The sequence below is a fragment of the Immundisolibacter sp. genome (genome assembly GCF_028696615.1).
Taxonomy (GTDB): Bacteria; Pseudomonadota; Gammaproteobacteria; order Immundisolibacterales; family Immundisolibacteraceae; genus Immundisolibacter.
Window position 1 is genome coordinate 1 of the sequence record NZ_JAQVGQ010000067.1, and the last position, 11,916, is coordinate 11,916.

An 11,916-nucleotide genomic window follows, 5' to 3' on the forward strand; every position below is an offset into this window, starting at 1 on the left:
CGGACGCCGACCGCTGGGCCGGCGTGCCCGACAAGCGCAAGCTGCTGGAAGAGTAGGGCGTGCGTGTCGCCATTGCCGGCGCCGGTGGCATCGGCTGTCTGGTCGGTGCGCGTCTGGCGGCGGCCGGTCAAGCCGAGGTGCTGCTGCTGGCGCGCGGCGAACACGCGTCGCGGCTGGCTGCAGATGGCCTGATCCTCGACTTCAACGGTGCGCGTGAAACGCACCGTCTGCCGGTGATCGACACCGCCGACGAGGCGGCGCTGGCTTCGCTCGCCGACTGCGACTGGCTGCTGTTCGCCTGCAAGAGCCAGCACACGCGGCGGCTTGCCGAGCGTCTGAAGCCCCACGTCGGCGCGCAGTGCCGGGTGGGCTCGCTGCAGAATGGCGTCGACAACGAGCCGATCCTGGCAGACGTGTTCGGCCGGCCGGTGCTCGGTGGCCTCATGCGCAAGTTCTTCGCGCACATCACCGCACCGGGCGAAGTGGAAGTCCGCGGCGCGCTGGAAGCGGTGATCGGCGACTACCCGACCGGCTGCGGCGCGGACGCCTGCGACATGATCGAGCGCCTGCGCGCGGCCGGCGTGACGGTTTATGCGAGCGACGACATCCGCCGCGAGCTGTGGCGCAAGCTGGTGCTCAACAACGGCTGCAACCCGCTGGCGGCGGTGACCTTCCTCGACACCCAGCGCATGGCGAACGACCCCGATCTGGCCTGGGTGATGCGCAACCTGATGCGCGAGGCCGGCGCCGCGGCGGCGGCCGACGAGGTGGAATTCACCCCGCACGAGCTGGAAGCCGTGTTCCAGTGGATCAAGGGCATCACGCCGATCAAGCCGTCCATGCAGGCCGATGCCGAGCGCGGCAAGCCGCTGGAACTGGACGGCATCACCGGCGCCGTACTGCGCCGGGCGGCGCTGCTCGGCATCGAAGTACCGGTCACCGCCACGCTGCACCATGTGCTGCTCGGCAAGTACGGCAGCGCCGACTGACAGGGTGTGGTTTTTTTCAAGGGAACTGATTATTTATTCAGTTGCTCCCGCCGGCGTAGGATGCCCCGGCACGAATCAAGAGCGCAAGTCCTTGATTCGTTGAGCGCTGCGCGGGCGTGTACCGGACGGGCGACGCAAGACATGCGCAGGCCGCGCATTTCTTCGCAAACTCTGAGCCGCCGCCCGGCTGTGCCGGGCGCGGCGCGCGTATCGGGCGTCAGTCGTTGTTTTCCAGCAGCGGCTGCTCGTCGCGGCCGAAATGGGTGACCAGCACCGGGCAGGTGGCCAGGCGCACCACTTTTTCGGTGACGCTGCCGACCAGGTGCTTCAGGCCCGAGCGGCCGTGCGTGGCCATGATGATGAGATCGGCCTTCTCGTCGCGCGCGGCGGCGACGATTTCTTGGGCTGGGCGGCCAAAGCGCACCACGGCGCGGGTTTTGACGCCCTGGTCGAGATATTCCTGCGTCACGGCGGCGAGCTGCTCGCGCGCGTGAGCAGCCACTTTTTCCTCGTAGCCGTGCGAGTCGCTCAGATCCGGCGCGAACGGCGGCGGTTCGGCCACGTACAGCAGCACCAGCTCGGCGCCGAAGGTCTGGCCGAGTCCGGCCGCATAGGCGAGCGCGCTGCGCGCCGGATCGGAAAAGTCGAGCGGCACCAGGATGCGTTTGAGCGTGACGTGCTTCATGGTTTTCCCCCTTTGTCGATTGGTAAGCGCTGATTTTATCAGCGCTTACCAATCGGGGCAGGACGCCCCAACCTGAATCAGTGGCGTAAGCCATTGATTCAGGGGGCGCAGCGCGGGCATGCACCGCGCTGCAGCGAGCTTAAAAATTCCATGGACGGAATTTTTAAGCATCTCCCCCAAGTGTTCTCGGTCTTGAGATCGGACCGGGATGGCGATTATGGGGCAGACGACGGGGTGCGGTAACGGGCGACTGGACAGGCGGGCGCGGTCGATTGAGCGCCGTCAACACGCCGCGCCCGGCGGCGCCAGCGTCAGCACAGCTGCGCGCGCAGGCGTGCCTGCAGCGGGCTCGAGCGCGGGAAATGCGCCAGCAGGAATTCCATCTGGTCGGCCAGGATGCGCCGCCCGCGCAGGTATACGTACTCGGCGTGCGTGGGCACGAACGGGATCGCCAGCAGCTGCATGCCGGCCTGCTCTGGGGTGCGGTTGGCCTTGTGGTTGTTGCAGCGTTTGCAGGCGGTGACCACGTTGGCCCAGCTGTCGGCGCCGCCGGCGCTCAGCGGGCGCACGTGATCGCGCGACAGATCCCGTGCCAGGAACGGTTGCCCGCAGTACAGGCAGGTGTGCGCATCGCGCTTGAACAGCGCCGGGTTGTTGAGGGGTGGTGAGTAGGTTTCGCGGCTGTGGCGCAGCGCGGATTGGTCGCCGGTGGTGGCGATGATGGAGTTCACGTCGATCACCGTGCGCCGCCCGCTGGCGGCGTTGGTGCCGCCACGCACCCGGTACAGCAGCGAGCCGCAGGTGTAGGCCACCTGGCCGAAATGGTAGAGCCGCACCGCGGTCTGGTAGTCCACCCATTCGAGTGGCATTCCGGACACGTCGGTGCGCAGGACCTGTTGGGCAAGTGAGTGTGTCATGGGTGTCCCCGCCGGCGCCCGGGCCGACGCAACAAGCGACCATTTCCCTCGACAAGCGCCGGCGCCGTGGCTGCGCCCCGCAAGCACCGGCGAATCAATAGACGAGAGTATGGACCGCGATTGTGTAACCGGTATTGCGCGCGCCGGCAAGCGCCGGCCACGGTGGGACGGCGCTGCCGGTCGCTGCGATAAAATGCCCGGCCCGCCCTTCGGTCGAGTTCGCATGTCTGCCATTCCCAGCCGGCGCGTCGATTCCGCGGCCCGGTCGCGCCCGCAGGCGGACCCGGGAAGCGCCCACGCCGCCACCACCGCGGCGGACTTGCGCGGTGACGGTCGCCTGGGTGTGCGGTATGCGCTGACGCTGGCGGTGGGTGAGGATGCCGCCCGCAAGGCAGCGCTGATCGGCCTCGAGCAGACCGTGGAGTTGCCGCAGGCGCTGCTGGATCCGGCGCTGGCCGAGCGCATGGCCGGGCGGGTCGAGACCGTGCGCCAGACCGGCCCGCGCCGGGCGCAGGTCGACATCTCCTACAGCCTGCAGGCTATCGGCGACGATCTGCCGCAGTGCCTGAACCTGCTGTTCGGCAATATTTCGCTCAAACCCGGCATCCGCATCGTCGGCATCGACTGGCCGGCGGCGCTGGTGGCGGGTCTCGGTGGTCCGGGACACGGCATCGCGGGCCTGCGCGAGCTGACCGGCGTGCACGGCAGGGCATTGCTGTGCACGGCGCTGAAACCGATGGGCCTGTCGGCGGCCGATCTGGCGCGGCTCGGCGCGGCGTTTGCCCGCGGCGGCATCGACATCATCAAGGACGATCACGGCCTGGCCGATCAGCCGGCGGCGCCGTTTGCCGAGCGCCTGGCGCGCTGCCAGGAGGCGGTTGCCAGCGCCAATGCGGCGGCCGGCACGCGGGCGCTGTACTTCCCGAACGTGACGGCCCCCGCCGCGCAGCTGCCGCGGCGGCTCGAGGCGGCCAAGGCGGCCGGTTGCCGCGGCGTGCTGATCAGTCCCTGGCTGGTGGGGATCGACACGCTGCGCCTGATCCGCGACCAGTACGGACTGGCCACGCTCGCCCACCCGGCGCTGACCGGCAGCCTGTTCGGGCGCACGGCCGGCATGGCGCCGGAACTGGTGCTGGGTGACCTGTTCCGCCTGGCGGGTGCGGACGCCGTCATCTACCCCAACGCCGGCGGGCGCTTCGATTTTTCGGCCGCCACCTGTGCACGCATCAACCGGCACCTGCGTCGGCCACTCGGCGCGCTGCGCGCCAGCCTGCCGGCGCCGGCCGGCGGCATGAACGTGGCCTCGGCCGGTCACTGGGCGCGGCGCTATGGGCCGGATACGCTGCTGCTGATCGGCGGCAGCCTGTATGCGCAGGGCGATCTGGTGGCCGCTGCCGCGGCGCTGCGCCGGGCGGTGGAGGCGGCGTCGTGAGCGGCGACTTTTCGCACGTGCTGCGTGGCGAGGGTTTCACCTGGCCGGCGGTGCCGCTGCGCGTCTACAAGAACGACGGCAGCCCGCACCGCGACATCACGCGCCGCACGCTGCTGGGTGATGGGCCCGGCGAGGCGGCGCTGGATTTCGAGGTGCGTTATTTCGAGCTGCAGCCGGGCGGCTATTCCACGCTCGAGCGCCATGAGCATCCGCACGCGGTGGTGATTGTGCGCGGGCGCGGTTCGGTGATCCTGGGCGAGCGGGTCGAGGCGGTGGCGGCCGGCGATTGCGTGTACGTGGCGCCGCAGTGTTTTCACCAGTTCCACGCCGACGCCGGCGAGGTGCTCGGCTTTTTGTGCGTGGTCAGCCGCCAGCGCGACCGGCCGGTGCTGCCGAGCGACGAGGAGCTCGCGCGCCTGCGCGAGGTCCCTGAGTTGGCGCGACTGCTGCGCGTGTGAACGCACTATCCGGTCGAACATCGGTCGGGGAACAAAAAGCCCGCCGGGTTCGCCAGCGGGCTTTTTGTTGGGCAAGCGCGGGCATTGCGGCCCGCGTCGCGATCAGCGCGTGATGAAGTCGCTGTGGACCCAGCCGCTGCGGCCGTTCACGTCCACACCCCACCAGGCGCCCTGTTTCTCGCCATTGGGTGCCACCGGGGTGCCTTTGGGCACCAACATGACGATCGGCGATTGGGTGGATGGACCGGAGCGCATGTTGACGTCGGACAGTGTCACGTAGTTAGACGCGGAAGGTCGCGTCGCGGCAGGTTGTGTGGCCTGCACTTGTGCGACCAGCTTGTTGTGGGCATCAAGTAGGGCTGCCGCTACGATCTTGCCGATGTCCGTACTGGCATAGGACCCGCCCGCCGCGCCAACGATACCGCCGAAGCCCAATCCGCCGAAGCCGATGTCACGTTTGCTGGCGCTGCCCTCCGCGGCGGCTTCCTGTACGCCGGTGCGCACGTTGGTCAGGAACAGCGTGACCTGCGATTCCATGTTGGTCCAGCGGATGCCGCCCGCGATGGCGCCACCGATGCCCGGGATGAGCGAGCCCAGGCCTGCGCCGCCGCCGCCGGCGTTGGCGTCCTTGAACACCACGTTCGGCGTGATCAGGAAGTCGGCCGCCTTCATTTGGCCAGCGCCCATGTTGCTGCCGCTTTGCAATTCGCCCGCGGAGGCCATGGCGCGCTCGCGTTGCAGGGCCTGGCTGGCCTGGCCACGGTCAACCACCTGGAAACAGTTGCTCTGGGCCATCATGATGCGCAGCAGCGGAATCGGGCTGCTGAGGCCAACCTGGGCCAGCATCGGGTTGTCCTGTTCGACCAGCGCTGCGGTACCAATCGGCGAGGCGCAGCGGGTCAGTTGCGGGGCCGAACCTTGCGCGCCGGCGGCACCGGCGGAGCCGGTAACCATCGTGCCGCCGCCACCGAGCTGGGTCTGCGTCGACGCGCAGCCGGCGACCGACAGGGCTGCCAGGCCGGCGAGGGTGGACGCCAACTTGTTCTTGGTCATCAGATCACTCCCTTGGGTTGTTTGAATCGGATGGTGTCCAGGCAGCCCGGCACTCTGGCCGAATCTACGGCGCCCGTGTTGCGAACCGTGTCACATTCGAACGACGATCTTGCCGAAGTGCCGGCCCGCCGCCATGTGCGCGAAGGCGTCGCGAATCTCGGCGCGCTCGAACACGCGGTCGATGACCGGCTCGATGCCGTGGCTGGTGATGGCGCGGTTCATGGCCTCGAACATCTCGCGCGGGCCGACGAACACGCCGTGCAAGCGCAGGCCCTTCATCAGCACCGGGCGCAGGTCGACCTCGGTGGCGTTGCCGGCCAGCACGCCGATGATGGTGATGGTGCCGCCCAGGCGCGCCGCGTTGATGGACTTGCCAATCGTGCCGGCGCCGCCGACCTCCACCACCTGATCGACGCCGGCCTTGTTGGTGAGCGCCATGACCGCCTTGTCCCAGTCCGGCTGGCTGGCGTAATTGATACCGTGGTCGGCGCCGAGCGCCTTGGCGCGGGCGAGCTTCTCGTCGCTGCTCGAGGTGATGATGACCTTGGCGCCGGCCGCCTTGGCGAACTGCAGCGCGAACAGCGACACCCCGCCGGTGCCGAGCGCCAGCACCGTGTCGCCGGGTTTGACCTGGCCCTGCACGACCACGGCATTCCAGGCCGTCACGCCGGCGCAGGGCAGCGTGGCCGCCTGCTCGAAGGACAGGTGCTCGGGAATCGGCAGCAGGCCGTCCTCGTCGAGCGCGACCAGTTCGGCACCCATGCCGTCGCCCGGGCCGCCCAGCGTCGAGCCGCGTGCGGCCGGCGTCGCCTCGCCGCCCAGCCATTTCTGCGCAAAGATCGCCACCACCCGGTCGCCGACCTTGAAGCGCTGCACGCCGGCACCGACCGCCACTACCTCACCGGCGCCGTCGGACAACGGGATGAGCGGCAGCTTCTGGCGCGGGTTGTACTGGCCCTGCACGGTCATCAGATCACGGAAGTTCAGCGACACGGCGCGCACACGCACCAGCACCTGCCCCGGGCCGGGTTGCGGGTCCGGGCGCTCGACGATGGCCAGTTTGTCCACGCCGAACTCGGAAATCTCGATAGCCTTCATTGTGCGCACTCCTGCTGGGTTGAAGCCGGTGACCGAACGAGCGTCGGGTAAGCGCCGATTATAGGTGCTGCGCTTCGGCGCCCCGGCGGGGCTGTGCCATCATTGCAGACGGCACGCATGTTGGCTGCCGCCGCGCAGGGTGATCGAATGAACCGCCGTTTTTTAAAACTGTCCGCGCTGATTTTTTGTCTGCCGCTGCTGTGGGCAGGGCATGCCAGCGCCGGACCGGCCGAGGAGGCGCGCCTGCGCGACGCGGCCGATGTGCTGCACCAGATCAGCGAGATTCCCGAAAACGCCATCCCGCCCGAGTTGCTGGCCGATGCCTACGGCATCGCGGTGATTCCCGGCGTGATCAAGGCCGGTTTCGTGGTCGGTGGCCGCTGGGGCAAGGGTGTCATCGCCGTGCGGCAGGACGGCGGCTGGAGCAACCCGGCGTTCGTGACCCTGGCGGGCGGCAGCATTGGCTGGCAGATCGGCGCCCAGTCGACCGACATCATCCTGGTGTTCAAGACCCGCCGCGGCGTGGAGAACCTCGCCTCCGGCAAGATCACGCTGGGTGCCGATGCCGCCATCGCCGCCGGCCCGGTCGGCCGGCAGGCATCGGCCGCTACCGATGCGCAGCTCAAGGCGGAGATCTATTCCTACTCGCGCAGCCGCGGGCTGTTCGCCGGCGTGGCGCTGGAAGGCGCCGTGCTGCAGCCGGACGACGACGCCAACGCCGCCGCCTACGGCGGCCACGTGTCGTCCTGGGACGTGTTCGAGAACCGCGTGTTCGTCACCCCGCCGGCGGCGCAGCAGTTCCGCAAGACGCTGGCCGAATACGCGCCGCCGCCGCATCGCTGAGAGCTTGTGACTTTTGTAAGCCCCGCAAGCCCGTCCGGGCGTGTACCGGACGGGCGACGCAAGAAATGCGCGGGATGCGCATTTCTTCACAAACCCTGAGCCGTCATGCCGTCGCCGGCCACACTGGTGCCAGACCCGGCCAACCGCACCCTGCACGCCGCGGGTGACTGGACGGTATGTAGCCTGGATGCGGTGCAGGCGCAGTGGCGCGACTGGCAGCATGCGGGCGACTGGACGCTCGACGCCGGTGGTATCGACGGTCTCGACACCGCCGGCGCGTGGGCGCTGCACCGGCTGACCGAGGCCGCGGCGCGCGCCGGTGTGCGCCTGGACCTGCGCGGCCTGGCGTCGGCGCACGCCGCGCTGCTGGAACTGGTGCGGGCGCGCCTGCCCAAGGGCGATGCCGAACCGGCGGCTGCACCCGGCTGGCTGGAGCGGCTCGGCCGCGGCGTGGTGGCGCACGTCACCGAGGTGCAGCGGTTTCTCGATTTCGTCGGCCGGCTGGTGGCCGAACAGCGCCGGCGCCTGCGCTGGACGCGCCTGGTGCAGGAGATCGACGCCGCCGGCGTCAGTGCGCTGCCGATTCTGGGCCTGCTGGCGTTCCTGATGGGCGTGGTGGTGACCTACCAGGCCGGTGAGCCGCTGAAGGCCTTCGGCGCCAACGTGCTGGTGGTGAACCTGGTGGGCGTCACCATGCTGCGCGAGATGGGTCCGCTGCTGGCGGCCATCATCGTGGCCGGGCGCACCGGCTCGGCCTACACGGCCGAGATCGGCACCATGCGCATCACCGAGGAACTCGACGCGCTGCGCAGCATCGGCATCGCGCCCATGGAGATGCTGGTGGTGCCGAAGCTGCTGGGGCTGACCGTGGCATTGCCGCTGCTGACGCTGTATGCCTCGATGATGGGCATCCTGGGCGGCATGGTGGTGGCCGATGGCCTGTACGGGGTGGGCTATGTCGATTTTCTGCGTCGTCTTCCGAACACGTTCTCGCCGAGTACGTTCTGGGTCGGCCTCATCAAGGCGCCGGTGTTTGCGCTCATCGTGGCCGCCGTGGCCTGTCACCGCGGGTTTCAGGTCGGCTACAGCGCCGAGAGCATTGGCCGCGAGACCACCACCAGCGTGGTGCAGAGCATTTTCCTGGTGATCATCGCCGACGCCGCGTTCTCGGTGGTGTTTCAGGTGCTGGGGCTGTGAGCGCGGAGCTGGCCATCCAGGCGCAGGGCCTGGCCACGCTGGCCGGCACGCGCGTGCTGCACCGTGATCTCGCACTCACCGTGCAGCGCGGCGAGGTGCTGGCGCTGGTCGGCGGCAGCGGCTCGGGCAAGACGGTGCTGCTGCGCACGCTGAGCCTGCTGCAGGCGCCGGCGGCCGGCCGGCTCACGGTGCTGGGCCAGGACGCCGCCACGCTCGGTCCGGCCGGTCTGCGGGCGCTGCGCCGGCGCATCGGCATCCTGTTCCAGCACGGCGCGCTGTTCACCGGGCTCAGCGTGCTGGACAACGTCTGTCTGCCGCTGGCCGAGTACACCGGGCTCGATGCCGCCAGCCGGCGCGAGCTGGCCATGCTGCGGATCGGTCTGGCCGGCCTGCCGGCCGATGCGGCGTTCAAGTTTCCGGGCGAGCTCAGCGGCGGCATGATCAAGCGCGCCGCGCTGGCGCGGGCGCTGGCGCTGGACCCGGAGCTGCTGTTTTTGGACGAGCCCTCGGCGGGGCTCGATCCGGTCACCTCGGCCGGGCTCGACGAGTTGCTGAAGGACCTGCGCCAATTGCTGGGACTGACGGTGGTGATGGTGACGCACGATCTGGACTCGATCGCCCGCGTCAGTGACCGGGTGGCGTTTCTCGGCCGCGGCGCGCTGCTGGCGGTGGCGCCGGTGGCGCAGCTGGCGGCCTCGGACGAGCCGGAGATCCGCGCCTATTTCGCGGCCGCGCCGCGCGATTTTGGAGGTGCCACATGCAGGCCCGCGTAGGCTACGCCGCGGTCGGGGCGTTCGTGCTGCTGCTGGGGGCGGCGCTGGTCGTGCTCGGGCTGTGGCTGGGTTCCGGCCGCGAACGCGGCGAGTTTCGCCTCTATTACGCCTACACCAGCGAGTCGGTGGCGGCGCTCAGTCCGTCCTCGGCGGTCACCTACCGCGGCGTCGAGGTCGGGCGCGTGGCGGCCATCGAACTCGACCCGCAGGATCCGACGCGCGTGCGCCTGACGCTGCGCATCCGCGCCGAGGCGCCGATCAAGACCGACACCGTGGCCACCATCGCCATGCAGGGTCTGACCGGCCTGGGCTCGGGGGAGCTCACCGGCGGCAGCCGGCAGGCCCCGCCGCTGCGGCAGACGCCCGGCAGCCGCTACCCGGTGATCGAGATGCAGCCATCCTTGATGAACCGGCTCGACACCGCCCTGCGCCTGGCCATGAATACGCTCGATCAGGCCAGCCAGCGTCTGCTGGTCATCCTGAACGACGACAACGCGCGCGCCATCGGTGCCATCCTGGCCAATACCCAGCAGATCACCGGCACGCTGGCCGCGCAAAGCCAGCGCCTGAACGGCGCCGTGGCCGACATCGAGCGCATGGCGGCCGCCGGCGCCAAGGCCAGCGAGGCGCTGCCGCGGCTGGCGCCGCGCGTCGAGGCGCTGCTGGACCGCACCGACCGGCTGCTCGCCACGCTGCAGCGCAGCGGCGAGGAGGTCGGCAGCACCGCCCGCGACAGTCGCCGGCAGCTCGAATACACCGCCGGCGTGCTGCTGCCGCAGGTCGAGCGCCTGGTGGACGAGCTGGGCACCGCCGCCGGCAGCCTCGGCGATCTCGGCGCGCGCCTGAACGCCAATCCGCAAATGCTGCTGCTGGGACCGCCGCGGCGCGAACCCGGCCCGGGGGAAGAATGAAACGCCTGCCGATCGTTGTGAGCCTGCTGCTGGCCGGCTGCTCGCTGCCGGTGTCGCGGCCGCCGGCCGATGTGACCCACACGCTGGCGCTGCGCGCGCCGGTGGCGGTGCCGCCGCCGTTGCCGGCCGCACGCACGCTGCAGCTCGCCGCGGTCACGGCGGCGCCCGGCTACACCAGTCCCGCCATGGCGTATCGGCGCAGCGCGCACGAGCTGCGCTACTTCGCCCACCAGCGTTGGGTGGATCGCCCGGCGCGGCTGGTCGAGCAGGCACTGGCGGATGGCCTGGCCGCGGCTGGCGCGGGCCTGGTCGGTGCCGGCAGCGGGGTGCGGCCCGATTACCGCCTGCTCACCGACCTGGTGCAGCTCGAACAGGACTTCACGGCCCAGCCGAGCCGCGTGCGCCTGGTGCTGCGCGTGCAGCTGGTGGACGTGCGCGCGCGCCGGCTGCTGGGCAGCGACACGCTGCGCCTGGAGCAGGCCGCCGCCAGCGACGATGCCGCCGGCGGCGTGGTGGCGGCCAATGCGCTGCTCGAGCGGGCGGTGGGGGAGGTGGCGGCGTTTTGCCGGCGCACGGCCGGCGGCTGAGCGCTTGTGAATTTTTCAAGCGCTCAGGCCGGCCGGACGACGCAAGAAATGCGCAGGATGCGCATTTCTTCAGGAACCCTGCGCCGCGGTTGCGCTACACATCCGCCCACATGCGCAGCAGGTTGTGGTAGCAGCCAGTCAGGCGCACCACGGCCGGGCTGTCCTGGTCGTCATCGCGCAGCGCCAGGATGGCCATGTCGAGCTCGTAGAGGATGCGCCGCCGCTCGGTCTCGCGCACCATGCTCTCGATCCACATGAATGACGCCACCCGTTCGCCGCGCGTGACCGGCTCCACGCGATGCACGCTCGACGCCGGGTACAGCACCAGATCACCAGCCGGCAGCTTGACGCGCTGCGTGCCGAAGCTGTCCTCGATCACCAGCTCGCCGCCGTCGTAGTCGTGCGGATCGCTCAGGAACAGCGTGGCCGACACGTCCGTGCGCACGTGCCGGGCGCTGGCCGGGTGGGTGCGGATGGCGTTGTCGATGTGGTCGCCGAAGGCGTTTGCGGTGCCCGCGTAGCGGTTGAACAGTGGCGGGTAGATGCGCTTGGGCAGCGCGGCGGTGAAAAACAGTGGATTGGCGCTGAGCGCCTGCAGCACCAGCGCGCGGGCCTGGGCGGCGGCCGGGGCGTCCTCCGGCAGTTGCTGGTTGTGCTTGACCTGGCTCGACTGGCTGCCGGCGGTGACGCGCCCGTCCACCCACTGCGCGCCGGCCAGCAGCCGACGGCACTCGGCCAGGCGTTGGTCGTCAAGGATCTTTGGAATGTGCAGCAGCATGGCGCCTCCGGCGGGCGTTGCGGGCGGTGGGGCGTCATTGTGAAGGTGCCGGGGCGGGGTGCGCGCCCGCCCGCCCCGGCGCCGGCGTCAGTACCTGATCTCGGTCACCAGCTGCACGGTGCGCCCGATGCCGGGGATGACGTGGGCGCCGTTCTCGTAGATCGCATCGTAATAGCGCTTGTCGGTCAGGTTCTG

Annotated in this window: 14 protein-coding genes; 9 read left to right on the plus strand and 5 right to left on the minus strand. The window is 69.9% G+C overall.

The genetic code is table 11. The features are described 5' to 3' along the window. Both PHC73_RS13940 and PHC73_RS06295 read left to right on the plus strand, forming a co-directional pair. A partial coding sequence (locus PHC73_RS13940; protein WP_366949817.1) for a DUF3470 domain-containing protein occupies positions 1-56 on the plus strand: 56 nt, incomplete at its 5' end. A 3-nt stretch (positions 57-59) separates the two neighbouring features. Next, positions 60-989, plus strand: a complete 930-nt coding sequence (locus PHC73_RS06295; RefSeq protein WP_300125800.1) for a 2-dehydropantoate 2-reductase — start codon at positions 60-62, stop codon at positions 987-989. A gap of 217 nt (positions 990-1,206) precedes the next feature. Here PHC73_RS06295 and PHC73_RS06300 read toward each other — a convergent pair whose 3' ends face one another. Next, positions 1,207-1,674 carry a universal stress protein gene (locus PHC73_RS06300; RefSeq protein ID WP_300125802.1) on the minus strand — a complete coding sequence of 156 codons (468 nt, stop codon included), beginning with the start codon at positions 1,672-1,674 and terminating at the stop codon, positions 1,207-1,209. A 311-nt stretch (positions 1,675-1,985) separates the two neighbouring features. Continuing rightward, a complete protein-coding gene (locus PHC73_RS06305; protein WP_300125804.1) occupies positions 1,986-2,591 on the minus strand; it encodes an HNH endonuclease in 606 nt (201 codons plus the stop codon). A 223-nt stretch (positions 2,592-2,814) separates the two neighbouring features. On the opposite strand from PHC73_RS06305, the gene PHC73_RS06310 reads away from it, so the two are divergent. Together PHC73_RS06310 and PHC73_RS06315 are read left to right on the plus strand one after the other, a co-directional pair. Further along, positions 2,815-4,023, plus strand: a complete 1,209-nt coding sequence (locus PHC73_RS06310; protein ID WP_300125807.1) for a RuBisCO large subunit C-terminal-like domain-containing protein — start codon at positions 2,815-2,817, stop codon at positions 4,021-4,023. Beyond that, positions 4,020-4,481, plus strand: a complete 462-nt coding sequence (locus tag PHC73_RS06315) for a cupin domain-containing protein (RefSeq protein WP_300125810.1) — start codon at positions 4,020-4,022, stop codon at positions 4,479-4,481. The genes PHC73_RS06310 and PHC73_RS06315 overlap by 4 nt, the downstream gene beginning before the upstream one ends. 102 nt (positions 4,482-4,583) lie before the next feature. Here the strand turns inward: PHC73_RS06315 and PHC73_RS06320 are convergent, their stop codons facing one another. Continuing rightward, positions 4,584-5,534, minus strand: coding sequence for an SH3 domain-containing protein (locus PHC73_RS06320; protein ID WP_300125812.1), 951 nt, complete (start codon positions 5,532-5,534; stop codon positions 4,584-4,586). Between the two features lie 90 nt (positions 5,535-5,624). After that, positions 5,625-6,632 carry an NAD(P)-dependent alcohol dehydrogenase gene (locus PHC73_RS06325; protein WP_300125814.1) on the minus strand — a complete coding sequence of 336 codons (1,008 nt, stop codon included), beginning with the start codon at positions 6,630-6,632 and terminating at the stop codon, positions 5,625-5,627. 117 nt (positions 6,633-6,749) lie between these two features. On the opposite strand from PHC73_RS06325, the gene PHC73_RS06330 reads away from it, so the two are divergent. From PHC73_RS06330 to PHC73_RS06350, 5 genes are all read left to right on the plus strand, one after another. Beyond that, positions 6,750-7,475 carry a lipid-binding SYLF domain-containing protein gene (locus tag PHC73_RS06330; protein ID WP_300125816.1) on the plus strand — a complete coding sequence of 242 codons (726 nt, stop codon included), beginning with the start codon at positions 6,750-6,752 and terminating at the stop codon, positions 7,473-7,475. 105 nt (positions 7,476-7,580) lie between these two features. Further along, complete coding sequence (locus PHC73_RS06335; RefSeq protein WP_300125819.1) at positions 7,581-8,672, plus strand: MlaE family lipid ABC transporter permease subunit; 1,092 nt, start codon at positions 7,581-7,583, stop codon at positions 8,670-8,672. Further along, positions 8,669-9,445, plus strand: coding sequence for an ATP-binding cassette domain-containing protein (locus PHC73_RS06340; protein ID WP_300125822.1), 777 nt, complete (start codon positions 8,669-8,671; stop codon positions 9,443-9,445). The genes PHC73_RS06335 and PHC73_RS06340 overlap by 4 nt, the downstream gene beginning before the upstream one ends. Then, complete coding sequence (locus PHC73_RS06345) at positions 9,430-10,356, plus strand: MlaD family protein (RefSeq protein WP_300125824.1); 927 nt, start codon at positions 9,430-9,432, stop codon at positions 10,354-10,356. The genes PHC73_RS06340 and PHC73_RS06345 overlap by 16 nt, the downstream gene beginning before the upstream one ends. After that, complete coding sequence (locus PHC73_RS06350; RefSeq protein ID WP_300125826.1) at positions 10,353-10,943, plus strand: ABC-type transport auxiliary lipoprotein family protein; 591 nt, start codon at positions 10,353-10,355, stop codon at positions 10,941-10,943. The genes PHC73_RS06345 and PHC73_RS06350 overlap by 4 nt, the downstream gene beginning before the upstream one ends. Positions 10,944-11,037: 94 nt before the next feature. Here the strand turns inward: PHC73_RS06350 and PHC73_RS06355 are convergent, their stop codons facing one another. Then, a complete protein-coding gene (locus PHC73_RS06355; protein WP_300125828.1) occupies positions 11,038-11,721 on the minus strand; it encodes a Fe2+-dependent dioxygenase in 684 nt (227 codons plus the stop codon). Between the last annotated feature and the right edge of the window lie 195 nt (positions 11,722-11,916).